The sequence below is a fragment of the Bradyrhizobium sp. WCU1 genome, assembly GCF_053474805.1.
The window spans coordinates 396,313-421,411 of the sequence record NZ_CM130280.1 but is presented as its reverse complement, the minus strand read 5'-3'; the positions used below and the strand labels follow the sequence as shown (position 1 = coordinate 421,411).

Genomic DNA, 25,099 nt, shown 5'->3' with positions numbered 1-25,099 from the left:
GCCCATGGTCGATCAATCCGCCGTCGGGCGTGCATTCAAGCCGGTGACCGCGCGCGTCGAGCCGGGACGCCTGCGCTTCTTCCTCGATACGCTCGGCGAGACCAACCCGGTCTACCGTAATGGGGCGGCGGCGCCGGTGCCGCCGACCTATCTGTTCTGCCTCGAGATGATGGACGCGCCTGACCCGTTCGAGTTCCTGACCGCACTCGGCATCGATCTCGCCCGGGTGCTGCATGGCGAGCAGCGCTTCGATTATCACGCGCCCGTCGTGGTCGGCGACACCCTGACGTTCCGCCCAAGCGTCACGAGCGTGACCGACAAGAAGGGCGGGGCGATGACGCTGATCGTGGTCGATACACCGGTCACCAACCAGAACGGCGTCCATGTCGCCGATGTCTCGCGCACCATCGTGGTGCGCAATGCGAGGCCGTCATGAGCAGCAGCGTTCCCGCGGTCGGCGATGTCATCGTCCACAAGGAGTTTCCGCCGATCACCCGGCATCGCCTCGCGCTGTATTGCGGCGCTTCCGGCGACCACAACCCGATCCATGTCGACATCGACTTCGCCAAGGCGGCCGGGTTTCCCGACGTGTTCGCGCACGGCATGCTCGTGATGGGTTATCTCGGCCAGGCGCTGACCGATGCGGTCGCCCCCTCGCGGATCCGCTCGTTCTCGACCCGCTTTGCCGCGATCACCCAGCTCGGCGCGCAGCTGACCTGCGAAGGCATGGTGACCGAGTTGATCGAGCAGGGCGGTGAGCAGCGCGCGAAACTCGCGCTCACCACCAAGGACCAGCACGGCGAGATCAAGCTCGCCGGCGAAGCGATCATCGCGCTTTAGGAGAGATCATGTCGAAACTGCAAGGAAAGGTCGCGCTCGTCTCCGGCTCTGGCCGTGGCATCGGGCGGGCGATTGCGCTGAAGCTTGCGAGCGAGGGCGCGCGCGTCGTGGTCAATGACCTCGATGCCGAGCCGGGCAACGCGGTCGTCGCCGAGATCAAGGCCATGGGCGGCGAAGCGATCGCGGTCAATGGCAGCGTGACCGAGGCCGGCTTCGCCGATCGTTTCGTAGGCCGCGCCATCGAGCAGTTCGGCGGCCTCGACATCATCGTCAACAATGCCGGCTACACCTGGGACTCGACGATCCAGAAGATGACCGACGAGCAGTTCCAGGCGATGCTCGACGTCCATCTGGTCGCCCCGTTCCGCATCATGCGCGCGGCATCCGAGCCGATCCGGGTGCTGGCGAAGAAGGAGGCGGAAGCGGGCCGCGAGGTGTTCCGCAAGGTCGTCAACATCTCCTCGATCGCCGGTCTCTACGGCAATGCCGGTCAGGCGAGCTATTCATCCGCAAAGGCGTCGCTGATCGGGCTGACCCGCACCATGTGCAAGGAGTGGGGCCGCTACAAGGTCAACGTCAATTGCGTGGCGTTCGGCCTGATCAACACCCGCCTGACCCAGCCGATCGAGACCCAGCAGAAGACCATCGACGTCGCGGGCCGCGACATCAAGGTCGGGGTGCAGCCGCAGATGCTGGAGGCGATGGGCCGGATGATCCCGCTCGGCCGCGGCGGCACGCCGGAAGAGGCGGCGGACGCGGTCTATCTGTTCTGCAGCCCGGAATCGAACTACATCAGCGGTCAGGTGATCGTCGCCGGCGGCGGTCTGCTCATCTGATACGGGGATAACATGCACTACCGATCGTCCTGGATGACCGAGGAGCTGGACACCTTCCGTGACCAGTTCCGCAAATTCCTCGCCAAGGACCTGGCGCCGCATGCCGAAAAATGGCGCGCGCAGAAGCTGGTCGACCGCTCGGCCTGGCGCGCGCTCGGCGAGATGGGTGCATTGCTGCCGAGCGTGCCCGAGGCCTATGGCGGCCTCGGGACCACCTTCGCCTATGACGCGGCGGTGCTCGATGACCTCGAGAGCACCGTGCCGGAACTGACCACCGGCGTCTCCGTGCACAGCGCGATCGTCGCGCACTACATCCTCAACTACGGCTCGGAAGAGCAGAAGCGGCGCTGGCTGCCCAAGATGGCGTCGGGCGAGATGGTCGGCGCCATCGCGATGACCGAGCCCGGCACCGGCTCAGACCTGCAGGCCGTCAAGACCACGGCGAAGAAGCAGGGCAATGCTTACGTCATCAATGGCCAGAAGACGTTCATCACCAACGGCCAGGCCGCCGATCTCGTGATCGTGGTGGCGCGCACCGGCGCACCCGGCGCCAAGGGCATCTCATTGATCGTCGTCGAAACAGCCGGCGCGGAGGGCTATCGCCGCGGCCGCAACCTCGACAAGATCGGCCTGCACGCCTCCGACACCTCGGAGCTGTTCTTCGACAATGTCACGGTGCCGCCGGAGAACCTGCTCGGCAATGAGGAGGGCAACGGCTTCGCGCAGCTGATGCAGCAATTGCCGCAGGAGCGGCTGTCGCTCGCGATCGGCGCGGTCGCCTCGATGGAGCGCGCGGTCAAGATCACCGCCGACTACACCAAGGCGCGCACCGCGTTCGGCAAGCCGCTGATCGAGTTCCAGAACACCGCCTTCACGCTCGCCGAGCGCAAGACCGAGGCGATGATCGCCCGGGTCTTCGTCGACTGGTGCGTCGAGCGGCTGATCGCCGGCGACCTCGACACGGTCACCGCTTCGATGGCGAAATGGTGGTGCTCGCAGAAGCAGGTCGAGACCGCCGACGAATGCCTGCAGCTGCACGGCGGCTACGGCTACATGCAGGAATACCCGATCTCGCGGATGTTCATCGATTCCCGCATCCAGAAGATCTATGGCGGCACCAACGAGATCATGAAGGTCCTGATCGCGCGCTCGCTGTAGGCAAGCGCGCGATCTCGGCGGCGTTACATCGCCCGCACGTTCTTGAGGAACTTGTCGACCTGGACTTCCAGCTCGGAGGCGTTGCTGGCGACTTCTCCGGAGGCCGCGAGCACGTTCTCGGCGGCCTTGCTGGCATCGTCGATCGCCTTGGTGGTTCCGTTGATGTTCGCGGTGACCTCCTTGGTGGCCGCGGCCTGCTCCTCGACGGCGCTGGCGATCACGGTTGAGATCTCGCTGATCTGGACGATGACCTGCGAGATCGCCTTCAGCGCCGTGGCGGTGTTGCCGGTTGCGGTCTGCATCTCGTTGATCTGTGCCGAGATGTCCTCGGTGGCCTTGCCGGTCTGGTTGGCCAGCGCCTTGACCTCGGATGCGACCACGGCAAAGCCGCGTCCGGCCTCGCCGGCGCGCGCGGACTCGATCGTTGCGTTGAGCGCGAGCAGATTGGTCTGACCGGCGATCTGGTTGATCAGCGCGACGACGTCGCCGATCTTCTGCGCCATGGTCACGAGGCCTGCGACTAACTTGTCGGATTTCTCCGCTTCCTCGACCGCCATGCGGGCGATGCGGCTCGCCTCGGTCACCTGGCGGCTGATTTCGTTGACGGATGAGGAGAGCTCTTCGGAGGCGGACGCTGCACTCGCCGAACGCTGATTGACGAATTCGGCGGTCGTGGTCAGTGATCGGGCGGTGCCCTGCATCTGCGTCGAGGCCGATGACAGCATCCCGGCAAGACCCTTCACGTCCCTCTCGAAATCGTCGGCCAGCTTGATATTGCCGGTCACCACCGACCAGCTCAGCATCGCGCCGGTGTAGTTGCCGCGCTTGTCCATCAGCCCGGAGACCCTGAGGTCGAGCGTTTCCGGGCCGAGCTTGATCTTGGCCGCATGCGGCAGGTTCTTGGGATCGCCGATGATGCGGCGCTGATGCGCCGGGTTCTTGTGGAAGATATCGAACGAGTTGCCGAGGATCTGGTCCGGCCGCACCGGAAGCAGATGCTTCACGGTGTCGAGCGTCTTGAGGCTGGTCTGGTTGATGTAGGTGATGTTGAAGTCGGTGTCGCACATCATGATGTTGATCGGCATGTTGTCGAGCATCTGCAACAGCCGTTCGGTCTGGGTTTCGAGCCGCGCCTTCTCGGTCGCGAGCTCCCAGGTCAGCATCGGCCCCGAGTAGCGGCCGCGCGAATTGGTCATCGCCGTCACAGTGAGATCGAGCGTCTCGCCGCCGATGGTGATGCGGGCCTTGTGCGGCAGGTTCTTCGGATCGGACAATAACCGGCGCTGATGCTGCGGGTTCTTGTGAAAGATATCGATCGACTGACCGATCAGCGCGTCGACCTTCACCGGCAGCACATGCTCGATCTTCTTCAGATTCTGCCGCGTCGACTCGTTGATGTAGGTGATCCTGAAATCGCCCAGCTCGCAGAGCATGATGCTGATCGGCATGTCGTCGAACAGGCGGTAAGAATTGTCTGATGTAACTGCACTTGCAACGCTCTTGATTCCCAGCATCGAGTCCTCCGCAAGTTGAATGGGGTTACGACAGGTCGCACGAAGCCGCACGTCCCGCCGCGGCAGGGTGTGCAATGTGCGCAATGCATGTGCTGATTTTCGATGGAACCGTATGTGATTCGAGTTCGATCAAGAAGCGTATGCAATGTGCCGTGCGCGATGGCACAAGGCTGATTGCGCGATGCACGCGACGAGCGCAGTCGAATTCTGCGAGAAAGGCGACGATCTGCGGCGAAATTCGCGCGAACCAGCCCCGCAGCTGCCGAGCGGTTGCTTGCCGCACCGTAATCGTACGGTAGTGCGCGTGACCCGCACTATGTTCGTCAGCGTGCACATTGGCATTTTCTGCATATGGAAGCAGCCACACGCGCGTTGCAAGACGTCGGCATGGCGCGGCCGCCGAGCGCGTGTTCGATGTTGACGACATCGATCGGCGGATCACTTCACCGCGCACGCCCTGTCAGGCTGGCGCCGCCGCGCGATCACCACGACGCTGTGTCCACCGACGATGGGCCGGCTTCAGAATGCACCGGGAGGTTGTTGTCGGGCAGGGCGCGTTGCGCGATGGAGCCGGTGGCCCGCAGCGTGATATCCGTCCGTATGAGGTCGGCGGCGGGGCTCGGCAACCGGACGCGGTGGTCCTGCGCTCCGGCCGTGCCGCGGCGATCCCTGCGGCGATCGTCTGCTCTGCGGAAATCGACGATGGAATAGCGTTGCCCATTGCCTATCGCATGGCTTGACGTCGCTGCGGCCTCGCGACGCGGCTTCGGCCTTGCACCAAATTTCGGTCTATCATACCCCCGTGGGACGACGATCCGCGCGACGCCAAGGCGCGCCAATGCCCGCAGGGAGCCCTCATGACCAGAAGCAATGCCCGCACCGGAGGCCAGATCCTGATCGACCAGCTGGTCGCGCAGGGCGTGGAGCGCGTCACCTGCGTGCCGGGCGAGAGCTATCTGGCGGCGCTCGATGCGCTGCATGACAGCGCGATCGACGTCATGATCTGCCGCGCCGAGGGTGGCGCGGCGATGATGGCGGAAGCCTACGGCAAGCTCACCGGACGTCCGGGCATCTGCTTCGTCACCCGCGGCCCCGGCTCGACCAATGCCGCGCATGGCGTGCACATCGCGATGCAGGATTCCACCCCGATGATCCTGTTCGTCGGCCAGGTCGATACCGGGATGCGCGAGCGCGAGGCGTTCCAGGAGCTCGACTACAAGGCGGTGTTCGGCACCATGGCGAAATGGGCCGTCGAGATCGATCGTCCCGACCGCATTCCCGAGTTGGTCGCACGTGCCTTCCGCGTCGCGTTGCAGGGGCGGCCCGGTCCGGTGGTGATCTCGCTGCCGGAGAACATGCTGACCGAAACCGCAGCCGTCGCCGACGCGCCGAAGGTCGTGCCCGCGGCCACCTGGCCGGCGCCGGCCGATCTCGAGCGTCTCGGCGCGCTGCTCGCATCGGCCAAGGCGCCGATCGTGGTGCTCGGCGGTTCTGCCTGGACCGCAGAGGCGGCGAAAGGCATTGCGCGCTTTGCCGAGCGTTTTGATCTCCCGGTCGCGACCTCGTTCCGTCGCGCTTCGCTGATCGACGCCGACCACTCGCGCTATGCCGGCGATCTCGGCATCGGCCCGAGCCCGAAGCTCAGGGATCGCATCACCGGTGCCGACGTCATTCTCCTGATCGGCGGCCGCATGTCGGAGATGCCGTCATCGTCCTATACGCTGCTCGACATTCCCACACCGAGCCAGCAGCTGGTCCATGTCCATCCCGGCTCCGAGGAGCTCGGTCGGGTCTACCAGCCGGCGCTGGCGATCCAGGCGACGCCCGCAGCCTTCGCCTCCGCTGTCGAGACCATGAAGCCATCGGCCACGCCGGCCTGGAAGGGCGAGGCGGCGAAGGCGCACACGGATTATCTGGCCTGGACCGACAAGCCGCGCGAGCTGCCGGGCAATTTCCAATACGGCGAGGTCGTGACCTGGCTGCGCGATCGTTTGCCGAAGGATGCGATTGTCTGCAACGGCGCCGGCAATTATGCGGGCTGGATCCATCGCCACCATCGCTTCCACAGTTTCGCGGCCCAGCTCGCGCCGACCTCGGGCTCGATGGGCTATGGCGTGCCGGCGGCTGTGATGGCCAAGCGGCAGCATCCGGATCGCGTCGTCGTCGCGTTCGCCGGCGACGGTTGCTTCCTGATGAACGGGCAGGAGTTCGCCACCGCCGTGCAGTACGACGCGCCGCTGATCGTCGTCGTCATCGATAACGCGCAATATGGCACCATCCGCATGCATCAGGAGCGCGACTATCCCGGCCGCGTCGTCGGCACCCAGCTCAAGAATCCGGATTTTGCACTCTACGCCAAGGCGTTCGGCGGCCATGGCGAGCGGGTCGAGCGCACCGAGGATTTCGCGCCCGCCTTCGAGCGCGCGCTGGCCTCCGGCAAGCCCGCGATCCTGCACTGCCTGGTCGACCAGCGCGCGCTGTCGGTCGGCAAGGATTTTGTGCCACAGGCATGATCCGGAAAAGTGCGTAGCGGTTTTCCGAGCAAGATCATGCCCAAGAGAAAGGCCTCGCGCTAATGGCTCCGTCCACCGGCCGTCACGTCGCGATCATCGGCGCCGGTGCGGTCGGCGTGATCAGTGCCATCGAAGCGCTGCGCACGGGCCATCGCGTCACGCTGATTGATCCCGGCGAGCCCGGCGGTCAGCAGGCCGCGAGCTATGGCAATGCCGGCTGGCTGTCGTCGCATTCGGTGATCCCGCCGGCCGAACCCGGCACCTGGAAGAAGGTGCCGGGTTATTTGATGGACCCGCTCGGGCCGCTCGCGATCCGCTGGTCGTATCTGCCGAAGGCTTTGCCGTGGCTGGTCAAATATCTGCTGTCGAGCTGGACCGAGGCGCAGGTCGAGGCCACCGCGCGGGCGATGCGCAATCTGCTGAAGGACGCTCCGCTGCTGCACCGGCAGCTCGCCGAGGAAGCCGGCGTCCCCGAGTTGATCGAACGGCGCGGCGTGATGCATGTGTTTCCGTCGCGCGCGCCTTTCGACAAGGATCTCGGCTGGCGCATCCGCAAGCGCGTCGGCATCGAATGGCTGGAGCTCGACGAAAACGAGATGCGCCAGCGCGAGCCCGATCTGCATCCGCGCTACAAGTTCGGGGTCGTGGTCGAGGAGGCGGGCCGCTGCCGCGATCCCGGCGCCTATGTCGCGGCGCTCGCTGCGCACGCGATCGCGCACGGTGCCGCGCGCGTGGCTGCCAAGGCAACCGGCCTCAGGCTTGCGGGCGACAGGCTGGTCGCCGTGGTCAGCGAGAGCGGCGAGATCGCCTGCGATGCGGCAGTCGTTGCCGCCGGCGCGCGCTCCAAGCAGCTGACCGCATCGATCGGCGATCGGCTGCCGCTGGAAACCGAGCGCGGCTATCACGTCATGATCGAGAATCCGGAATCCGGACCGCGCAATTCGATGATGGCCTCGGATGCAAAGATGGTCGTCAACTGGACCGACAAGGGCCTGCGCGCCGCCGGCACGGTCGAGATCGCCGGGCTCGACGCCGAGCCGAACTGGCAGCGCGCCGAGATCCTGCGCGAGCATCTGTTCAGCATGTTCCCGAAGCTGCCGCGGGATATCCCGCCATCGCGGATCAAGACCTGGTTCGGCCACCGCCCGAGCATGCCCGACGGGCGTCCTTGCATTGGCCATGCCAGTGCGACGCGCGACGTGGTCTACGCCTTCGGCCACGGCCATGTCGGCCTGGTCGGCTCGGCCCGCACCGGCCGGCTGGTCGCGCAGCTGCTGAGCGGCCAGCCGCCGGAGATTCCGCTAGCACCGTTCGCGCCTGCGCGATTTCTGTAAGAGGAAACCTCAGCTGTCGCCGGCCCAGGCGGTGATCGCCGCCGGCGCGATCACACGCCTTGGCATATGCGGGTTGATCGTGCCGGCGCTGATGTCCTGCGTCTGAACCAGCAGGCTGCGCGCGAATGCCTTGGCATCCTGCTCGGATGCGAAGGTGCGGGTCTGGCGCGCGAAGCGATGGTGCCCGGCGTCGGGATTCCTCATCGCGAACGAGACGTACCAGATGGCCTTGTCCGTCTTCATTGCGCGTCTCTGGCGGCGCTGGTCCGCCCGCGCGAGCGGGACGCGTTGCTGAATGCTGGTTGTGCAAATTGTGCCAAACGAAAGGGTCCTGAAGCGTAACAGATGCCGCCCAAATAGCACCCGGCGGAGAAGTATACCAACACGAAGCCGGACGCGATGGCTCAACCGACGGGCGAAATGACAATGCGCCGCGGTGCCGTTGGTTCCCGCGACCCGCTGCGGCTTTCATGTGCCGTCGCGCAAGCCGTCCTGGCGTGCCGCGGCGATGGCCTTTTCAACCTCCGCCGCGAGCGCCGCGAGATGCTCGGCGAGCTTGGCGAACAGTTCGCGCTTCTGGATGTCCGTGGTGAGGTCGCGGATCAGGGCGCACTCCGCAGCATCGGTGCGAAGCTTTTCAAGATGCGTCAGCATGTCCTGCATTTTCCACCCGCCACCGTTTTCGGCAAACGGTAGGGAGCACGAAGCCCGCCGACAATAACGTGTGATATTTGCCGCCGGCATCCGACGAAGCAGATCCCGCCTTCGTCATTCCGGGGCTCGCCGTAGGCGAGAACCCGGAATCCGTTGGGACGCAGGTTCTGTGGATGAATGGATTCCGGGCTCGCGCCAGGAGGTGCGCCCCGGAATGACGAAGGAATGGATTGGCCTCCTGCCGCTGAGTTGCCCGACGAGGCAATTGAGTGGAAACGCGTCAAGTCCCCACGCGTAAAATATTTCGCTTTATCAGAAGTGCAACTTAGTGTACGGTCTGCTCGTCTCACCCGATCGAGGGGCGCTTCGCGATCGTCACGAACGCGGGTCGAGATGCGGTGGACGCCGAATGCGCAACTGACGAGTGCGCATGAGGCGGACGGTGAAGTCGTGTGGTCCTGACGCCCTCATGGCAGGTGTCTCTTCACATCGCGCGGTGCGCGTGGCGAAGACGGTGACAACAAAGCCTGGTCTCGCCGGGGAGAGCACGTATAAGCCGCAGCCCATCGCGCAGGGAAAGCCGGGTTGTTTCCGGTTACACCTGTGGTCCTACCCCCGAGCTTCTACCCATTTGCTCGGGGCCCATGGGTGCGATCGGCACCCGGCTTTCCCTGCGCCCTCTGCTCAATTGAGGGCGAAACGACGAGCAAAACCTCGGGCAAATCATGTCGCGAGAACGCGGATATTTGTGCGCTTCAGCGCATCGGACCAAAGCTCTTCAGCGCCTCCACGACGATGACTTCGCCAGCTTCCTGCACGAAATGTCCGGCATCGGGCAGTTCGAGCGGCGGCGGACAGTTTCGGATCACCTGCCGCAGCCCGTTCATCACCGGCGGCCCGAGCACCGGGTCCTTCATACCGACCGCCATGAAGCTCTGTCCGCTCCACTGCTGCGACCAGAAGTCCCGCGCGCGCCGGGACAGCGCCGCGCCGCCGGCATCGGGCCGGTCCGGCACCAGGTTGGGAAAGCGTCGGACGCCGGCCTTGTACCGCTGGTCCGGATAGGGGGCGGCATAGGCGGCGGCCTGCTTGTCTGCGAGACCGGGGACTGCGCGCTGCATCAACGCCGCGATGTCCATGTCCGGGCTGCGATTGGAGAAGGCCCGCCACGCAAGAAAGCCCTCGCCGAGCGGCGCGTCGCCGGTGCCGAGCATCGTATTCATCACCAGCAGTCGATCGAAGCGATCCGCCATGTCCATCGGTATCGTTAGTCCGATCAGCCCTCCCCAATCCTGGCACACCAGCATGACGCGGCGCAGGTCGAGCGCCTCGATCAAGGACATCACCGAGGATCGATGGAAATCGAAGGTGTAGACGTCTTCGTCGACGGGCTTGTCGGAGCGGCCGAAGCCGAACAAGTCCGGCGCCAGGACGCGCAAGCCCGCGGCCAGAAACGCCGGGATCATGTTGCGATAGAGGTAGGCCCAGGTCGGCTGGCCGTGCAGACAGAGCGCCACCGGGGCGGTCTTCGGTCCCTCGTCGAGATAGTGCATACGCAGCGCGCCGATCTCCACGTAGCGCGGCGCGAAGGCAAATCCGGGAAGTTCGGCGAAGCGCTCGTCCGGTGTTCGAAGCAGCTGCATGTGTCTCCCTTTCTACTCGACGTTCGGTCGCGTGAGCTTTCCCATGATAGTCTATCATAAGTCATGATGGCCAATCGGAGATGAAATGACTGTCGTCACATCAAGGACCGGCGAAACGCTGCTCTTGACCATCGATCGGCCGCCGGTCAACGCGCTCGATCTCGACGCGATCGCGTCGCTTGAGCAGGCATTTGCCGCGGCTGCCGCGGACGGCCCGGCGAACGGCGTAGTGCTCACCGGCGCCGGTCAGGTGTTCTCGGCGGGGGTCGATACGCGGGCATTTGCGCGCTACGCGCGCGAGCAGCGCCATGCCATGGTGCGCGCGATCACGCGCATGCTCGCGCGCCTGCTGGCGATTCCTGTTCCCGTCGTGGCGGCAGTCAATGGCCATGCGCTAGGCGGCGGCTTCGTGCTCATGCTGGGATGCGACTATCGTCTCGCGGTCGACAGCGCGGCCGCAAAGCTCGGCATGACCGAGGCGCAGGCCGGCATCCCGTTCCCGGTGGGGCCCCTCGAAGTGATGCGCCATGAGCTTTCGCCGGAATTGTTGCGCCGTCTGACGCTGACGAGCGCCGTGCTCGACACGCGCCAGTGCCTCGATCAGCGGATCATTGATGCGGTTTGCGCGGGGGCAGACCTGCAAGCCGGATCGATCGCTGCGGCAAGGAGCCTTGCCGCTCAGCCGGGATTTCGTACGGTGAAGCGGCAAATCCGCGGCCAGCTTGCTGCGCGCCTCGAGGAGTTGGCCTTGAGCGGGCAGGATGCGTTTCTCTCATCGTTCGACTGACCAGACGCAATGCCTGCCGTGGTTCGTCTAGCCGATCCGCACCACCATCTTGCCGAGCGCGGCACGGGTCTGCATCGTCGTGAATGCCGCGCGGAAATCGTCGAACGCGAACACCTTGCCGACAACGGGGGGCAATCGGCCCTCGTTCAGCCACGCCGACAATTGCGTCATCACGCGCGCCTGCGCTTCGGGCTCACGGCGCGCGATCTGGGCGGCGTCGACGCCGATAAGGATACCGCCTTTCAGGAGCGGCAGATTGAACGGCAGAGCGGGGATCTGGCCGGCGGCAAAGCCGACCACGACATGGCGCCCATTCCAGGCGATCGAGCGGAACGCCTGCAGCGAGACCTCGCCGCCGACCGGATCGAAGATCACGTCGGGGCCATGGCCGCCGGTTGCGTCCTTCAGCGCGTCGCGCCATTCGGGCTTGGTGTAGTCGACCACGGCGTCGGCGCCGAAGCTTGCGGCGAAGTTGCGCTTCTCCTCGGTCGAGGCCGCGGCGACGACGCGCGCGCCGAGCAGCTTGCCGACCTGGATCGCGGCGACACCGGTGCCGCCGGCGGCGCCCAGCACCAGCAGCTGCTCGCCGGCTTTGAGCGCGCCGCGCTCGGCGAGCGCATACAATGCTGTGAGATAGTTGGTGCGGAAGGCAGCCGCGGCTTCCATCGACAATCCGTCCGGCATGATCTCGACGGCGGCGGGCGGCACCACGATGTGTTCGGCCAGCGCGCCCGAGCGCGCCGCGCCCATCACCCGCATGCCCGGCGCGATACCGGTGACATCGCTCGCGACCGCATCGACCACGCCTGCGAATTCAGCGCCGGGTGTGAAGGGCAGGGCATCCTTGGTCTGGTAGCGGCCCTCGACCTTCAGCCCATCGACGAAGCCGATGCTCGCGGCGTGGACCCGGACTCGGATCTGTCCGGCGGCGGGGTCAGGGGTTGCGATCTCCTTCAGCCCGATCCGATCGATGGGTGCATATTGCTCGACGACGACCGCCTTCATCCTGTCCTGCTCGCTGGTTGGTTTCCTCTGGCAGAAGCTATCTCATGTCCGTTGTTCTACGGGGAGGCCTTTTGCGCATGGCGCGGCGGCGGTCCGGGCAGAAAGCCAACATCTTCAACGACATCGCGAAATTGCCGGCGTTTACCCGTTGTTATCCCTACCAAATTCGGTAACGCGTCCTTAAGCGCATTAACGTTAGGGTTTTTCCACGCGGCCCGCCCCGGGGCTGCGCGCCGTCCAGGACAGGCGGGTTGCGTTCGCGTTGGAGTTTTTCATGGATATCATGACAGGCGCCGGGCTGCTGGCCGGCATCATCGTCATCGCGGTGATGATGTTCATGGGCGGCGACCTGCACATGTTCATTTCCGAGCATGCCATGATCATCATCTTCGGCGGTTCGATCGCGGCGACGATGATCCGCTTTCCGCTCGGCGTGATGCTGCATGGTCTGCCGCTCGGCGCCAAGTTCGCCTTCACGATGAGCCGGCTGTCGGCGCGCGACCTCGTCGAGGAGCTCGCCCGCATCGCCGAGATCGCCCGCAAGCAGGGCCCGGTCGGCCTGGAAAAGGTCGAGACCGACGAGCCGTTCCTCGCCAAGGGCATCCGCTATGTCGCCGACGGCTACGATCTCGAATTCATCCGCGACAATCTGGAACGCGACCGCGACAATTTCCTGATGCACCTCGACGAGGGCAGCAAGATCTATCGCGCGATCGGCGACTGCGCGCCCGCGTTCGGCATGATCGGCACGCTGATCGGCATGGTGCAGATGTTCGCCAACATGACCGACCCCTCCAAGCTCGGCCCGTTCATGGCGACCGCGTTGCTCGCGACGCTGTACGGCGCGCTGGTCGCCAACCTGTTCTGCCTGCCGATCGCCGACAAGCTGCACGGCAAGCTGCTCGACGAGGAGACCAACCGCACGCTGATCATCGACGGCATCCTGATGATCCGCGATTCCAAGAGCCCGGCGCTGGTGCGCGAGATGCTGCTGGCCTATCTGCCGGAGAAGCATCGCCACGAGGAAGGCGAGCCGGTTCCGGCCTGATCGGCCGGCGCTTTCGGGAAACGCAGCCGGAAAAAAACGCGACAATGGCCAAGAAAAAACGCGGCGACGCTCACGGTGGAGGTCACGGCTGGTTCGTGACCTTCGCGGACCTGATGGGCCTGATGATGAGCTTCTTCGTGATGCTCGTCGCGTTCTCGACCATGGACAACAACAAGCTGAAGATCGTCGCGGGCTCGATGCGCGACGCCTTCGGCGTGCAGACCACTGTGCGCTACTCCGGCATCGTCGAGTCCGACGGCCTGCCGACCCGGCCGAAGCTGAAGAATGTCGAGCACATCTCGCCGGAAGATTCCTCGGCCAATCCGACGCCGGACGAAAAGGAGCGCAGCCAGCTCAACGGCGCGCGGCTGAAGATCGACCGCGAATTCGCGCTCGCCTCCGCTTCGTTGCGGCAGGCGCTGCAGGACATGCCGGAGCTGACCGAGATCTCCAAGAACATCATGTTCGAGGAGACCAAGGAGGGCCTCAACCTCGAGATCGTCGATCAGGACGGCCGCTCGATGTTCGCCGACGGTTCCAGGGAGCCGTATGAGCGCACCCGCCGGCTGATCCAGAAGCTTGCCGCGCCGTTGAAGGCGACGCCGCTGCGGGTCGCGATCGTGGGGCATACAGCCGCAGGCTTCGTGCCGGCGCGCAGCGATTACGACGCCTTCGACCTGTCCGCCGACCGCGCCAACGCGGTGCGGCAGATCCTGGAGCGGGAAGGCCTGCCGCCGTCGCACGTCTTCGCGGTTTCCGGCAAGGCAGACGGCCAGCCGCTGTTTCCCGACGATCCGACGCTGCCGGCGAACCGTCGCGTGACCATCACGTTGATGCGGGAAAATCCGCCACTGCCGCCGGATCTGAAGCCGTAGCCGCAAATACGATGCTACCGTCAAGCTAGCCGTGTTGGTTGGTTGACAGGCGGTACGGAAGCGTCGATAGCCGCGCGGATCAAAATCAACCGACCGGGCGTTCCAACCTCGCTATGGCTGTCAGCGTCTCATCCACCGAGGCCCAGGAGGGGCGCGGCAGAGCCACCTCCAGCTTCTGGGCTCTGACGCTGGGCAGCATCGGGGTGGTGTTCGGCGACATCGGAACTTCGCCGCTCTATGCATTCCGCGAGGCGGTCGGTGGCGCCGCGCACGGCCAGCCGGTCACCCGCATCATGGTGTTGGGGGTGCTCAGCCTGATCCTGTGGGCGCTGTTCACCGTCGTCACCGCCAAATACGTGCTGCTGTTGCTACGCGCCGACAACAACGGCGAAGGCGGCACGCTCTCGCTGATGGCGCTCGGTCAGCGCGCGATCGGGCGGCGCAGCTGGCCGCTGCTCGCGCTCGGTGTGGTCGGCGCCTCGATGTTCATCGGCGATTCCATGATCACGCCGGCGATCTCGGTGCTGTCGGCGGTCGAAGGCCTCAAGCTCGCCACGCCGCATCTCGAGCACTATGTGGTGCCGCTGACGATCCTGATCCTGGTCGTGTTGTTCTCGGTGCAGCGCACCGGCACCGCCCGCGTCGCCTCCGCGTTCGGACCTGTGATGGTGCTGTGGTTCGCCTCGCTCGCGACGATGGGGCTGGCCCACATCATGGACGAGCCCTCGGTGCTGGCGGCGATCAATCCCTATTACGCGCTCCAGTTCCTGCTGACCCACGGCACCGTCGGCCTGGTGACGCTGGGCGCGGTGTTCCTCGCTGTGACCGGCGGCGAGGCGCTGTACGCCGATCTCGGGCATTTCGGCCGCAAGCCGATCCAGTCCGGCTGGCTGTTCTTCGTGCTGCCCTCGCTGTTGCTGAACTATTTCGGGCAGGGCGCGCTGGTGCTGTCCGATCCCGCCGCGATCGAGAACTCGTTCTACCGCATGGTGCCGGAGGTGCTGCTGCTGCCGCTGGTCGGGCTTGCCACTGCGGCGACGGTGATCGCGAGCCAGGCGGTCATCACCGGCGCCTATTCGCTGATCAGCCAAGCGGTGCAGCTCGGGCTGCTGCCGCGCTTCGAGGTCCGCTACACCTCGGAGACCCATGCCGGGCAGATCTATCTGCCGCGCGTCAACCGGCTGCTGCTGATCGGCGTGCTGCTGCTGGTGCTGCTGTTCCGCACCTCGAGCGGGCTCGCCTCGGCCTACGGGATCGCGGTCTCGACCACGATGGTCGCCGACGGCATCATGGGCTTCATCGTGATCTGGAAGCTGTGGAACTGGCGCGTGGCGTCGGCCGCGGCTTTGATCCTGCCGTTCGTGATCGTCGACATGACCTTCTTCAGCGCCAATCTGCTGAAGCTGTTCGAGGGCGCCTGGGTGCCGCTATTGTTCGGCGTCGTGATGGCGACGATGATCTGGACCTGGCGCCGGGGCGCTGCGATCCTGATCGCCAAGACCCGGCGCATCGAGGTGCCGCTGCGCGACCTGATCCACAGTCTGGAGAAGCGGCCGCCGCATATCGTCAAGGGCACCGCGGTGTTCCTGACCAGCGACCCCAGCTTCGTGCCGACCGCGCTGCTGCACAATCTCAAGCACAACAAGGTGCTGCACGAGCACAACGTGATCCTGACCATCGAGACCGCGCCGACGCCGCGCGTCGACATTTCCGAGCGCGTCAACATGGAGAAGGTCAGCGACAAGTTCACCGCGGTGCGGCTGCGCTTCGGCTACATGGAATCGCCGAACGTACCGAAGGCGCTCGCGGTCGCGCGCAAGCTCGGCTGGCAGTTCGACATCATGTCGACCTCCTTCTTCGTGTCGCGCCGTTCGCTGAAGCCGTCGGCGCAGTCCGGCATGCCGCAGTGGCAGGACCACCTGTTCATCGCGATGAGCCGCTCCGCCAACGATGCGACCGACTATTTCCAGATCCCGACCGGCCGGGTGGTTGAAGTCGGTACCCAGGTAACTATTTGAGCAAACAGCGAATTCCGGCGTTGAAAAGCCGTGATCTATGCGTGATACGCATAGTGGAGGCCTGAATCCGTGCTAACCTATGCATTCCTGCCGGGAGTATAGGCCTGCATCCGGGCATTGTGCGGTGCGGCAAAAGACAGAGGCGCAGCTTCCCATGTCATCCGAGAGTGCGATCACCGCGGCGGAAACGCCCGCGGCAAATGGCCATGGCGAGGCGCATTCAACCGCCACCTTCAAGGCGCTGATGCTCGGCAGCATCGGCGTCGTCTATGGCGACATCGGCACCAGCCCGCTGTACGCGCTGCGCGAAGCCGTCGTCGCGGCGGCCGGCGGCGAGGGCGGTGTGACGATTCATGCGGTGCTCGGCGTGGTGTCGCTGATCCTGTGGGCGCTGGTCGTGGTGGTGACGCTGAAATACGTCGTGATCCTCCTGCGCGCCGACAATAATGGCGAGGGCGGGACGCTGGCGCTGATGGCGCTGGCGCAGCGCGCGGCCACTAGAGGGGGCGCTGCCATCGTGCTGCTCGGCATCATCAGCGGCGCGCTGTTCTACGGCGATGCCGTGATCACGCCGGCGCTCTCGGTGCTGTCCGCAATCGAAGGCATCAAGCTCGTCACCTCGACATTCGATCCCTATGTCGTCCCGCTCACGGTCGTGATCCTGGTCGCCCTGTTCGCGGTGCAGTCGCGCGGCACCGCACGCGTCGCGGCCTTCTTCGGCCCGGTGATGTGCGTCTGGTTCGCCGTGATCGCGATCGCGGCGCTGCCGCAGATCGTGCGGCATCCCGAGGTGCTCCACGCGCTCAACCCGATCCTTGCGGTGTCGTTCATGCTGCATCACGGCGTGATCGGTTTCATCACGCTCGGTGCCGTGTTCCTCGCGGTGACCGGTGCGGAGGCGCTCTATGCCGACCTCGGCCATTTCGGCAAACGCCCGATCCAGACCGCTTGGCTGTTCATCGTGCTCCCGTCGCTGGCGCTCAACTATCTCGGGCAGGGTGCGCTCTTGATCGGCGATCCCAAGGGGATCGAGAATCCGTTCTTCCTGATGTTCCCGGATTGGGCGCTGATCCCGATGGTTGCGCTCGCGACCATGGCGACCGTGATCGCGAGCCAGGCGGTCATCACCGGCGCCTATTCGCTGACCCGCCAGGCGATCCAGCTCGGCCTGTTGCCGCGGTTCGAAATCCGCCACACCTCGGAAGCGCATTCCGGCCAGATCTACATGCCGCGCATCAACCGCTTCCTGTTCATCGCGGTCATCGTGCTGGTGCTGATGTTCCGCTCGTCGAGCGCGCTGGCGTCGGCCTACGGCATCTCGGTGACCGGCACCATGGTGGTGACGGCGATGATGGGCTTCGTGGTGATCTGGCGGGTCTGGAAATGGTCACCGATCGCCGCCGCCGCGCTGGTTGCGCCGTTCCTCTTCCTCGACATCACCTTCCTGGCCGCCAACCTGCTCAAGGTGTTCGAGGGCGGTTGGGTACCGCTGGCGCTCGGCGGGGCGATGATCGTGGTGATGTACACCTGGCGGCGCGGCAGCCGGCTGTTGTTCGAGAAGTCGCGCAAGCTTGAATTTCCGCTCGCCGATCTCGTCGCGATGCTCGAGAAGCGGCCGCCGCAGCGCGTGTCCGGCACCGCGGTGTTCCTGACCAGCGATCCCGTCAGCGCGCCGACCGCGCTGATGCACAGCCTCAAGCACTACAAGGTGCTGCACGAGAAGAACGTCATCCTCACCATCGAGACCGCGCCGACGCCGCGCATCGATCCGTCCGAGCGGGTGCGGATGGAGCAGCTGACCGAAACCTTCTCCAAGGTGACGCTGAAATTCGGCTTCATGGAGCAACCCAACGTGCCGAAGACGCTGGCGATCGCCCGCAAGCTCGGCTGGCAGTTCGACATCATGTCGACCTCGTTCTTCCTGTCCCGCCGTGCCCTGAAGCCGGCGGCGCATTCGGGCATGCCAAGCTGGCAGGATCATCTGTTCATCGCGCTGAGCCGGTCCTCGAACGACGCCACCGACTATTTCCAGATCCCGACCGGGCGGGTGGTCGAGGTCGGTACGCAAGTCACGATCTAGGGGGCACGACCCGGCATTTCCGCGCGACATCTAACCCGTTTCGGGCGCTTGATTTTCTCGACGCAAGGGGCGAGTTTGCGGCCCGGACCGGCGAGCCGCGCGACGCTCGCCAATCGGATAGTCGGGAGGATATTTCCGTGGCGGACCACAAGGTGGAAGATTTGTTTCCGGACGAGGTGTCGAAGGGCATAGCGGAGGGCCGCTATCTCCTGGTCGACGTCCGCGAGCCCAATGAGGTTGCCGTCGAGGCCTATCCCGATGGCGCCGTGGTGCCGCTGTCGACGTTCGATCCGGCGGCGATTCCCGATCCGCAAGGCAAGCAGGTGGTGTTCGCATGCCGCTCCGGCAAGCGCTCGGTGACCGCCTCGCTGGCTGCCCAGGCTGCAGGTCTGCCCTATGACAAGCATCTGGCGGGCGGCATCATCGGCTGGAAGGCGGCGGGCCTGCCGACCAAAACGGGCGGCTGATCCCCGACATGACCTCCATGAACAAGGTCTTCGCGGACCTTCCCGTCACCATCTTCGAGGCGATGTCGCAGGCTGCGCGCGACAACAACGCCATCAATCTCGGCCAGGGCTTTCCTGACGATCCCGGACCGGAGGACATCCGCCGGGCCGCCGCGGACGCGTCCATCAACGGCTACAACCAGTATCCGTCGATGATGGGCATCCCCGAGCTCCGTCAGGCGATCGCATCGCATTACGGCCATTGGCACGGGCTCAAGCTCGATCCGATGACCGAGGTGATGGTCACCTCGGGGGGCACCGAGGCGCTGACCTCCTCGATCCTCTCCTTGGTCGAGCCAGGAGACGAGGTGGTGTGCTTCCAGCCGGTCTACGATTCCTATCTGCCGATCATCCGCCAGGCCGGCGGCATTCCGCGCCTGCTGCGGCTCGAGCCGCCGGAGTGGCGGCTGAACGAGGAGATGCTGCGCAGCGTCTTCAACCACAAGACCAAGGCGGTGCTGTTCAACAATCCGCTCAACCCGGCGGCGGTGGTCTATCCTCGCGAGGACCTCGAACTGCTGGCGCGGTACTGCCAGGAGTTCGACGTCGTCGCGATCTGCGACGAGGTCTGGGAGCACGTCGTGTTCGACGGCCGCGAGCACATCCCGCTGATCACGATTCCGGGCATGCGCGATCGCACCATCAAGGTCGGCAGCGCCGGCAAGATCTTCTCGCTGACCGGATGGAAGATCGGCTTCGTCTGCGCCGCGCCGCCGCTGCTGCGCGTCGCTGCGAAGGTACACCAGTTCCTCACCTTCACGACGGCGCCCAATCTGCAGGCGGCGGTGGCGTACGGCCTCGGCAAGCCGGACGACTATTTCCTCGACATGCGCAAGGACATGGCGCGGAGCCGCGACCGTCTCACCAAAGGACTCGAGCGCATCGGCTTTCCGGTGCTGAAGTCGCAGGGGACCTACTTCCTCACCGTCGATCTGTCGCCGCTCGGGCTCAACGAGACCGATGCGGAATTCTGCTGGAGAATTGTAAGGGATTACAAGGTCGCGGCTATTCCGGTGTCGGCGTTTTACGAGCAGGATGCGGTGACGTCGGTGGTGCGGTTCTGTTTCGCCAAGAAGGATTCGACACTCGACACCGCGCTTGAGCGGTTGTCCGACGCCGTTCATCGTCGCAAGAGGTAGACCAGAATGCAGAAGCAGAACCGTCGTCTCGTCGGCCTCGTCGGTACGATCGCCTCGGCTCTGTTGTTCGCGGCGTCCGCCAGTGCGGAGGAGCGCACGGTCAACTTCTACAACTGGTCGAACTACATGGCGCCTGAAGTCCTCGAGGACTTCACGAGGGAAACCGGCATCAAGGTGGTCTACGATACGTTCGACGCCAACGAGACGCTGGAGACGCGACTGCTAGCGGGCAAGTCGGGCTACGACGTCGTGGTGCCGACCGGCTACTTCCTGCAGCGCCAGATCACTGCGAAGGTGTTCCTCAAGCTCGACAAGTCGAAGCTGCCGAACCTCGCCAATGCGTGGCCTGTCGTGACCGGGCAGCTCGCGACCTACGATCCCGGCAACAACTACGGCGCCAACTACATGTGGGGCACCACCGGCATCGGCTACAACGTCAAGATGGCGGAGAAGATCCTCGGGCCTGACGCGAAGATCGACAGCTGGGACATGGTGTTCAAGCCGGAGAACCTCGCCAAGTTCAAGGATTGCGGCATCCACATGCTGGACTCCGCCGACGACATCCTGCCGGCGGCGCTGAGCTATCTCGGCCTCGACCCGAATTCGACCAAGCAGGCTGACCTCGAGAAGGCCGCCGATCTCGTTACCAAGATCCGGCCCTATGTGCGCAAATTCCATTCGTCCGAATATCTCAGCGCATTAGCCTCAGGCGAGATCTGCTTCGTGGTCGGATGGTCCGGCGACATCATGCAGGCGCGCAGTCGGGCCGCGGAAGCCAAGTCCGGCGTCGAGATCGGCTACACGATCCCGAAAGAGGGCGCGCAGATGTTCTTCGACAATCTCGCGATCCCCGCAGATGCCAAGAACGTCGCGGAGGCCTATGAGCTGATCAACTACCTCTATCGTCCAGAGGTCGCGGCGAAGAATTCGAACTTCCTGTCCTACGCCAACGGCAATCTGGCGAGCCAGAAGCTGATCGATCCGAAGATCTTCAACGACAGGAACATCTATCCCGACGAGGCGATGCAGAAGAAGTTGTTCGTGATCACGGCACGCGATCCGGCGACGCAGCGAATCATCAACCGGCTGTGGACGCGCGTGAAGACCGGGAAGTGACGCGCCTTCGCGCGTTCCAATGCGAGGGCGTTACCGCCAGCGCCGGTGCAGCCAGAGCCATTGATCCGGATATTCGCGGACCCAGCCCTCGACGATGTCGGTGATCGCCTGCATCGTGCCCTGGATGTCGATCTGACCGGATGCATCGAACACCGGTTTGACTTCTTCGGTGACCTCGCCGCGGAAGCGGCCGTCGGGCAGGCGGATGATCCGCGTGCCGTGGATCGGGCAGTCGATCTGGCGGCGCAGCCGCGCCAACAGCGGATTCGCGGTGGTCTTGCGGCCGAAGAAGGTGACGGGAACGCCGTTGGTCAGATACTGGTCGACCAGCATCGCGACATGCTGGCCGTTCTTCAGCGCCTGCGCCAGCTTGAGCGGGGCGTCGCGGCCGGCCGGGACCAGCGTGCCCAAATTGACGGCGCGGATGCGCTCGATGGCGCGGTCGGCGGCTTCGATGTTCGGCCGCCTGAACAGGATGGTGGCGTCGAGGCCGTGCGCGGCGGCAGCAATAGGCGAGAGCTCCCAGTTTCCGAGATGCGCGGCGAAGAACAGTGCCGGTTTACCGTCATCGCGCAGTTGGTCGAACAACTGCTTGCTGCGCGCCGAGAATTCGACGCGGCCTGGCTTGTCGGGATTCCGGGGATCATGGTCCCAGATGCGGTCGATATGCGCGAATTCGGCGCCGATGCGTCCGAGGTTGTGCCAGACGCCGGTCAGGATCTCCTCGATTTCCTGCGGCGACTTCTCCGGGAAGGCGGCCGTGAGGTTCTCGCGGCCGATGCGATCCTCGCGCAGCCGCCGGCCGATGAAATGCGCCGCGTGGCCGAAGAACTTTGCGGTCTTCTCCGGATCGAAATAGCGCGTGGTGCGCAAGAGGCCGGTCGTCAGCGCGCCAATGGCAACGTTGGCCACAGGCTTTGCGGCGTCGCGCAGGTGCGCCCTGGTGCGAAGGAGCAGGCGTTTCATCTGATGAGGCGAGGGCGTTACGCCGGCTCGCGCGTCAGGATCAGCGAGGCGTTCTGCCCGCCGAACCCGAACGAGTTCGACATCACGGCGGTCACCTTGGCATCGCGCGCCTTGTTGCCGACCACGTCGAACGGGATCGCGGGATCCGGCACCTCGTAATTGATCGTCGGCGGGATCCGCTGATGCTCGAGCGTGAGCAGCGAGAAGATCGCCTCGACCGCACCGGCGGCGGAGATGGTGTGGCCGACCATCGACTTGTTCGACGACACCGGAATGTTTTTGGTGTGTTCGCCGAACACTGCCGAAGTGGCAAGATATTCCATCTTGTCGTTTTCCGGCGTCGAGGTGCCGTGCGCGTTGATGTGGTCGATCTGCTCAGGCTCCATGCCCGCGTCGGCAAGCGTCTTGCGCACGCAGCCGATCGCCGGCTTGCCGTCGGGCGCCGAGCGGGTGCGGTGGAATGAATCGGTCAGCTCGCCGCAGCCGGCGACGACGCCCAGGATGCGCGCGCCGCGGGCGATCGCGGCATCGTAGCTCTCCAGCACCAGCGCGCCGGCGCCTTCGGCCATCACGAAACCGTCGCGGTTCTTCGAGAACGGCTTGGAGGCGGCCTGCGGCGGGTCGTTCTGGGTCGAGAGGGCCGAGAGCAACGAGAACCGCACCATGGCTTCGGGATTGACCGAGCCGTCGGTGGCGATGCACAGCGTCGCATCGGTTTCGCCGCGGCGGATCGCCTCGACGCCGAGCTGGATCGCGGTCGCGCCGGAGGCGCAGGCCGTCGAGAGCGAGATCGGCGACCCCTTGGTGCCGAAGGTCTCGGCGAGGCTGAGCGCGACCGAGCCGAAGGTGAAGCGACGGTGGAAGTGCGCAAACTTGCCGCCGCTGCAGGTCGCCAGATATTCGATGATGCCAAAGTCCTTGGTCGGAACGTCGCGCGCGACCTCGAGCCGCTGCGGCCATTCGGTCTCGATCGGCGCGACCGCCAGGAACAGCGGGCCGGGGAAGTCGCCCTTGCTGCCGATGCCGGACTGCTCCAGTGCCTCTTCAGCCGCGATCTCGGCCAGACGCTGCGACAGGCTGGTCGAGGAGAAGGGGTCGACGGTGACGAAATCGACGGCGCCGGCCATCGTCGTCTTCATGCTGTCGAGCGGGAAGCGTGTCACGGTCTTGATGCCGGACTCACCTGCGGTGAGGCGCTTCCAATTGTCGGTCTTGCCGCCGCCGAGCGACGTCACGATTCCCATGCCGGTCACGACAACGATCGGTCGGCCGAATTTATCGCGTGGTGCTGTCATGGTGTCCCCGTCGGTGCTTGCGCCGGACTGAAAGCGCAATGAGAGTCATCGCGCCTCAATTGTTCATTTGAGCATGATATTTCCGGAAAACCGCGTCGCACTTTTCCGGAGCATGCTCTACCTGACGGCCTCGACCAGCGCCATGCCTTCGCCCTGCCAGTGGCCGACCCCCAATACGACAATCTGGGTTGGCGCTTCGGTCTTTTCAACCTCCAGCCCGGTCGGGTCGTTGGCCGGGTAGAGCGCGCCGCGCGAGATCGACAGGGCGGCCAGCGCGAGCCCGAGCGGGAACTGGGCCTCCATCGTGTGCCCAAACGTCGTTCCGGTGGCGCGCACCGCAAGGCCGGGATGCTGACCCAGGAACGCGCGCTCCTCGCTGGTCGCAGGCTCAGCGCCGGTCGCACCCGTGATCAGCATGGCGTTGTCGTTGCTGACGCCGAGCTGCGGCCACATCGCCCGCAGCGATTGCGTCACTGCGCCGGGCTGCTTGCGCTTGGCAAGGTCGGCGACCACCTTGGTCAGCTTGGCGTACGGCTTGGCGCCGCGCGCCTCGGCGTGCTCGCGCGACTCCATCACCAGGAATGCGCCGGCCGAGCCGATGGCGAAGCCCGGATGGTTCCTGCGGGCCCAGACCGGGGCGTATTGATCCTTGAGGGCGAAGTCGCCGAACGAATAGAGCATCAAGAGGTCGCCGCGATCGCCGTTATGCGCGGCACCGACCAGCGCGATGTCGCTCTGCCCGGCGCCGATCCGCGCGACCGCGATCCGCGCGGCGTCGATGCTCGAGGCCTCCTCGCCCATGAAGGTGCGCGATGTCCCGCACACGCCGTGAACGATCGCGATGTTGCCGGCGAGCAGATTGGAGAGCTGCGCCAGGAACAGCGTCGGGCGCAGCTCGTTCATCAGTTTTTCGTTGAGCAGGGCGGGCGGCAGCTTGCCCTGCGCATCGGCGTTCATGATCGCCAGGTCGACATTGAGGTCACGCTCGCCGCCGCCGGCTGCGATGATCATGTCCATCCGCGACAGGATTTCCTGATTGCCTTTGACGCCGGCGGAGTCGAGCGCCAGGCCGGCGGCATAGGTGCCGATGCGCTGCCACATTTCCATCTGACGCTGATCGCCCTTCTTCGGGATCTGGGCGTCGAAGCTGACGGGGGCGATCGGATGGATCACGTATGGCGCGAGGCGCTTCTCGTCGGCATTGACGCGCTTGGCGCCTAGCGCCTCCCAATGTGCATCCAGTCCCTCGCCGAGCGAGGAGAGCAGGCCGACGCCGGTGATCCAGACTTCCTTTTCAGCCATTACTCATCGCCTGCTGCGGAAACCCGATCTTGCTGGCCATGGCATCCATGTGCACGCGCAAGTGCGGGCTGGGGAAGGGGATATGACGGAAGGTCAGCTCGGCATTGCATTTGAGCTCCTTGCCGACGCGGACCTTCGCCGAGGTCACGGTGAAGCCTGAACCTTCATGCTCGATCTTGGCGTCGATCGTCAGGGTCGAGCCGGGGCTGACGAAGCCGCGCATCTTGGCTTCCTTGACCATGGCAAGGAAGGGCATGCGCTCGAATTTGGTCAGACCGAGGATCAGCCAGCCCGAGCTCTGCGCCATCGCTTCGGTGAGCAGCACGCCGGGCATGATCGGATAGCCCGGGAAATGCCCCGCGAACACCGAATGGCTGTCGGGCGGGACATCCGCCTCGACGACAATGGTCCTTGCGTCGAGGTTGAGGTCGACGATCCGATCGATCAGCTGAAAAGTCTCAAGCTGCATG

Annotated in this window: 23 protein-coding genes; 14 read left to right on the top strand and 9 right to left on the bottom strand. The window is 65.0% G+C overall.

The features are described 5' to 3' along the window. Positions 1 to 4: 4 nt before the first annotated feature. From ACTUWL_RS02050 to ACTUWL_RS02035, 4 genes are read left to right on the top strand one after another with little or no spacing between them, the layout of a single operon-like run. Entirely contained in the window at positions 5 to 436 is a 432-nt protein-coding gene (locus ACTUWL_RS02050; RefSeq protein WP_021081832.1) for a MaoC family dehydratase N-terminal domain-containing protein, read from the top strand. Further along, on the top strand, positions 433 to 840 hold the full coding sequence (locus ACTUWL_RS02045; protein ID WP_021081831.1) for a MaoC family dehydratase: 408 nt from the start codon (positions 433 to 435) through the stop codon (positions 838 to 840). Before ACTUWL_RS02050 ends, ACTUWL_RS02045 begins: the two co-directional genes overlap by 4 nt. A gap of 8 nt (positions 841 to 848) precedes the next feature. Then, positions 849 to 1,676 carry an SDR family NAD(P)-dependent oxidoreductase gene (locus ACTUWL_RS02040; protein WP_021081830.1) on the top strand — a complete coding sequence of 276 codons (828 nt, stop codon included), beginning with the start codon at positions 849 to 851 and terminating at the stop codon, positions 1,674 to 1,676. 12 nt (positions 1,677 to 1,688) lie between these two features. Continuing rightward, the gene (locus ACTUWL_RS02035) at positions 1,689 to 2,834 is read left to right on the top strand and encodes an acyl-CoA dehydrogenase family protein (protein WP_021081829.1); all 1,146 of its coding nucleotides are present in this window, start codon (positions 1,689 to 1,691) and stop codon (positions 2,832 to 2,834) included. Positions 2,835 to 2,857: 23 nt separating this feature from the next. Here ACTUWL_RS02035 and ACTUWL_RS02030 read toward each other — a convergent pair whose 3' ends face one another. After that, on the bottom strand, positions 2,858 to 4,348 hold the full coding sequence (locus tag ACTUWL_RS02030) for a methyl-accepting chemotaxis protein (RefSeq protein ID WP_021081828.1): 1,491 nt from the start codon (positions 4,346 to 4,348) through the stop codon (positions 2,858 to 2,860). Positions 4,349 to 5,205: 857 nt separating this feature from the next. Here ACTUWL_RS02030 and ACTUWL_RS02025 point away from each other — a divergent pair. Both ACTUWL_RS02025 and ACTUWL_RS02020 read left to right on the top strand, forming a co-directional pair. Beyond that, entirely contained in the window at positions 5,206 to 6,861 is a 1,656-nt protein-coding gene (locus tag ACTUWL_RS02025; RefSeq protein ID WP_021081827.1) for a thiamine pyrophosphate-binding protein, read from the top strand. A 62-nt stretch (positions 6,862 to 6,923) separates the two neighbouring features. Then, positions 6,924 to 8,195, top strand: a complete 1,272-nt coding sequence (locus ACTUWL_RS02020; protein WP_106940461.1) for an NAD(P)/FAD-dependent oxidoreductase — start codon at positions 6,924 to 6,926, stop codon at positions 8,193 to 8,195. Positions 8,196 to 8,204: 9 nt separating this feature from the next. Here ACTUWL_RS02020 and ACTUWL_RS02015 read toward each other — a convergent pair whose 3' ends face one another. From ACTUWL_RS02015 to ACTUWL_RS02005, 3 genes are all read right to left on the bottom strand, one after another. Continuing rightward, a complete protein-coding gene (locus tag ACTUWL_RS02015) occupies positions 8,205 to 8,438 on the bottom strand; it encodes a hypothetical protein (RefSeq protein ID WP_021081825.1) in 234 nt (77 codons plus the stop codon). Between the two features lie 225 nt (positions 8,439 to 8,663). After that, the gene (locus tag ACTUWL_RS02010) at positions 8,664 to 8,858 is read right to left on the bottom strand and encodes a hypothetical protein (protein ID WP_021081824.1); all 195 of its coding nucleotides are present in this window, start codon (positions 8,856 to 8,858) and stop codon (positions 8,664 to 8,666) included. Positions 8,859 to 9,604: 746 nt separating this feature from the next. Beyond that, complete coding sequence (locus tag ACTUWL_RS02005) at positions 9,605 to 10,492, bottom strand: haloalkane dehalogenase (RefSeq protein WP_021081053.1); 888 nt, start codon at positions 10,490 to 10,492, stop codon at positions 9,605 to 9,607. 124 nt (positions 10,493 to 10,616) lie between these two features. On the opposite strand from ACTUWL_RS02005, the gene ACTUWL_RS02000 reads away from it, so the two are divergent. After that, positions 10,617 to 11,279: an enoyl-CoA hydratase/isomerase family protein gene (locus ACTUWL_RS02000; protein WP_158267781.1), complete on the top strand. Its 663-nt coding sequence runs from the start codon at positions 10,617 to 10,619 to the stop codon at positions 11,277 to 11,279. Between the two features lie 27 nt (positions 11,280 to 11,306). Here the strand turns inward: ACTUWL_RS02000 and ACTUWL_RS01995 are convergent, their stop codons facing one another. Next, positions 11,307 to 12,284 (bottom strand): NADPH:quinone oxidoreductase family protein, encoded by a 978-nt coding sequence (locus tag ACTUWL_RS01995; RefSeq protein WP_021081051.1) that lies wholly within the window; start codon positions 12,282 to 12,284, stop codon positions 11,307 to 11,309. Between the two features lie 274 nt (positions 12,285 to 12,558). Here ACTUWL_RS01995 and ACTUWL_RS01990 point away from each other — a divergent pair, with 274 nt between their 5' ends. From ACTUWL_RS01990 to ACTUWL_RS01960, 7 genes are all read left to right on the top strand, one after another. After that, a complete protein-coding gene (locus ACTUWL_RS01990; protein ID WP_021081049.1) occupies positions 12,559 to 13,332 on the top strand; it encodes a motility protein A in 774 nt (257 codons plus the stop codon). 44 nt (positions 13,333 to 13,376) lie between these two features. Further along, positions 13,377 to 14,207, top strand: coding sequence for an OmpA/MotB family protein (locus ACTUWL_RS01985; RefSeq protein ID WP_021081048.1), 831 nt, complete (start codon positions 13,377 to 13,379; stop codon positions 14,205 to 14,207). A 113-nt stretch (positions 14,208 to 14,320) separates the two neighbouring features. Beyond that, a complete protein-coding gene (locus tag ACTUWL_RS01980) occupies positions 14,321 to 16,225 on the top strand; it encodes a potassium transporter Kup (RefSeq protein WP_021081047.1) in 1,905 nt (634 codons plus the stop codon). A 154-nt stretch (positions 16,226 to 16,379) separates the two neighbouring features. Next, positions 16,380 to 18,305 (top strand): potassium transporter Kup, encoded by a 1,926-nt coding sequence (locus ACTUWL_RS01975; RefSeq protein ID WP_021081046.1) that lies wholly within the window; start codon positions 16,380 to 16,382, stop codon positions 18,303 to 18,305. 137 nt (positions 18,306 to 18,442) lie between these two features. After that, positions 18,443 to 18,772 carry a rhodanese-like domain-containing protein gene (locus ACTUWL_RS01970; RefSeq protein ID WP_021081045.1) on the top strand — a complete coding sequence of 110 codons (330 nt, stop codon included), beginning with the start codon at positions 18,443 to 18,445 and terminating at the stop codon, positions 18,770 to 18,772. Between the two features lie 8 nt (positions 18,773 to 18,780). Then, positions 18,781 to 19,950 carry an aminotransferase gene (locus ACTUWL_RS01965; RefSeq protein WP_021081044.1) on the top strand — a complete coding sequence of 390 codons (1,170 nt, stop codon included), beginning with the start codon at positions 18,781 to 18,783 and terminating at the stop codon, positions 19,948 to 19,950. Between the two features lie 6 nt (positions 19,951 to 19,956). Further along, positions 19,957 to 21,066, top strand: a complete 1,110-nt coding sequence (locus tag ACTUWL_RS01960; RefSeq protein WP_021081043.1) for a polyamine ABC transporter substrate-binding protein — start codon at positions 19,957 to 19,959, stop codon at positions 21,064 to 21,066. 30 nt (positions 21,067 to 21,096) lie between these two features. On the opposite strand, the gene ACTUWL_RS01955 is transcribed toward ACTUWL_RS01960, so the two are convergent. The 4 genes from ACTUWL_RS01955 to ACTUWL_RS01940 form a co-directional block, all read right to left on the bottom strand. Beyond that, positions 21,097 to 22,032, bottom strand: coding sequence for a lipid A biosynthesis lauroyl acyltransferase (locus ACTUWL_RS01955; RefSeq protein ID WP_021081042.1), 936 nt, complete (start codon positions 22,030 to 22,032; stop codon positions 21,097 to 21,099). A 17-nt stretch (positions 22,033 to 22,049) separates the two neighbouring features. Beyond that, entirely contained in the window at positions 22,050 to 23,327 is a 1,278-nt protein-coding gene (locus ACTUWL_RS01950) for a beta-ketoacyl-ACP synthase (RefSeq protein WP_021081041.1), read from the bottom strand. 117 nt (positions 23,328 to 23,444) lie between these two features. After that, a complete protein-coding gene (locus ACTUWL_RS01945) occupies positions 23,445 to 24,629 on the bottom strand; it encodes a beta-ketoacyl-ACP synthase (RefSeq protein WP_021081040.1) in 1,185 nt (394 codons plus the stop codon). Continuing rightward, entirely contained in the window at positions 24,622 to 25,098 is a 477-nt protein-coding gene (locus ACTUWL_RS01940) for a 3-hydroxyacyl-ACP dehydratase FabZ family protein (RefSeq protein WP_021081039.1), read from the bottom strand. Before ACTUWL_RS01940 ends, ACTUWL_RS01945 begins: the two co-directional genes overlap by 8 nt. Position 25,099 lies beyond the last annotated feature (1 nt).

What these genes read in the sequence shown, in the direction of transcription:
- ACTUWL_RS02050 (WP_021081832.1), top strand. Translation starts at nt 5, where the DNA reads ATGGTCGATCAATCCGCCGTCGGGCGTGCATTCAAGCCGGTGACCGCG.
- ACTUWL_RS02045 (WP_021081831.1), top strand. Translation starts at nt 433, where the DNA reads ATGAGCAGCAGCGTTCCCGCGGTCGGCGATGTCATCGTCCACAAGGAG.
- ACTUWL_RS02040 (WP_021081830.1), top strand. Translation starts at nt 849, where the DNA reads ATGTCGAAACTGCAAGGAAAGGTCGCGCTCGTCTCCGGCTCTGGCCGT.
- ACTUWL_RS02035 (WP_021081829.1), top strand. Translation starts at nt 1,689, where the DNA reads ATGCACTACCGATCGTCCTGGATGACCGAGGAGCTGGACACCTTCCGT.
- ACTUWL_RS02030 (WP_021081828.1), bottom strand. Translation starts at nt 4,348, where the DNA reads ATGCTGGGAATCAAGAGCGTTGCAAGTGCAGTTACATCAGACAATTCT.
- ACTUWL_RS02025 (WP_021081827.1), top strand. Translation starts at nt 5,206, where the DNA reads ATGACCAGAAGCAATGCCCGCACCGGAGGCCAGATCCTGATCGACCAG.
- ACTUWL_RS02020 (WP_106940461.1), top strand. Translation starts at nt 6,924, where the DNA reads ATGGCTCCGTCCACCGGCCGTCACGTCGCGATCATCGGCGCCGGTGCG.
- ACTUWL_RS02015 (WP_021081825.1), bottom strand. Translation starts at nt 8,438, where the DNA reads ATGAAGACGGACAAGGCCATCTGGTACGTCTCGTTCGCGATGAGGAAT.
- ACTUWL_RS02010 (WP_021081824.1), bottom strand. Translation starts at nt 8,858, where the DNA reads ATGCAGGACATGCTGACGCATCTTGAAAAGCTTCGCACCGATGCTGCG.
- ACTUWL_RS02005 (WP_021081053.1), bottom strand. Translation starts at nt 10,492, where the DNA reads ATGCAGCTGCTTCGAACACCGGACGAGCGCTTCGCCGAACTTCCCGGA.
- ACTUWL_RS01995 (WP_021081051.1), bottom strand. Translation starts at nt 12,284, where the DNA reads ATGAAGGCGGTCGTCGTCGAGCAATATGCACCCATCGATCGGATCGGG.
- ACTUWL_RS01990 (WP_021081049.1), top strand. Translation starts at nt 12,559, where the DNA reads ATGGATATCATGACAGGCGCCGGGCTGCTGGCCGGCATCATCGTCATC.
- ACTUWL_RS01985 (WP_021081048.1), top strand. Translation starts at nt 13,377, where the DNA reads ATGGCCAAGAAAAAACGCGGCGACGCTCACGGTGGAGGTCACGGCTGG.
- ACTUWL_RS01980 (WP_021081047.1), top strand. Translation starts at nt 14,321, where the DNA reads ATGGCTGTCAGCGTCTCATCCACCGAGGCCCAGGAGGGGCGCGGCAGA.
- ACTUWL_RS01975 (WP_021081046.1), top strand. Translation starts at nt 16,380, where the DNA reads ATGTCATCCGAGAGTGCGATCACCGCGGCGGAAACGCCCGCGGCAAAT.
- ACTUWL_RS01965 (WP_021081044.1), top strand. Translation starts at nt 18,781, where the DNA reads ATGACCTCCATGAACAAGGTCTTCGCGGACCTTCCCGTCACCATCTTC.
- ACTUWL_RS01960 (WP_021081043.1), top strand. Translation starts at nt 19,957, where the DNA reads ATGCAGAAGCAGAACCGTCGTCTCGTCGGCCTCGTCGGTACGATCGCC.
- ACTUWL_RS01955 (WP_021081042.1), bottom strand. Translation starts at nt 22,032, where the DNA reads ATGAAACGCCTGCTCCTTCGCACCAGGGCGCACCTGCGCGACGCCGCA.
- ACTUWL_RS01950 (WP_021081041.1), bottom strand. Translation starts at nt 23,327, where the DNA reads ATGACAGCACCACGCGATAAATTCGGCCGACCGATCGTTGTCGTGACC.
- ACTUWL_RS01945 (WP_021081040.1), bottom strand. Translation starts at nt 24,629, where the DNA reads ATGGCTGAAAAGGAAGTCTGGATCACCGGCGTCGGCCTGCTCTCCTCG.
- ACTUWL_RS01940 (WP_021081039.1), bottom strand. Translation starts at nt 25,098, where the DNA reads ATGCAGCTTGAGACTTTTCAGCTGATCGATCGGATCGTCGACCTCAAC.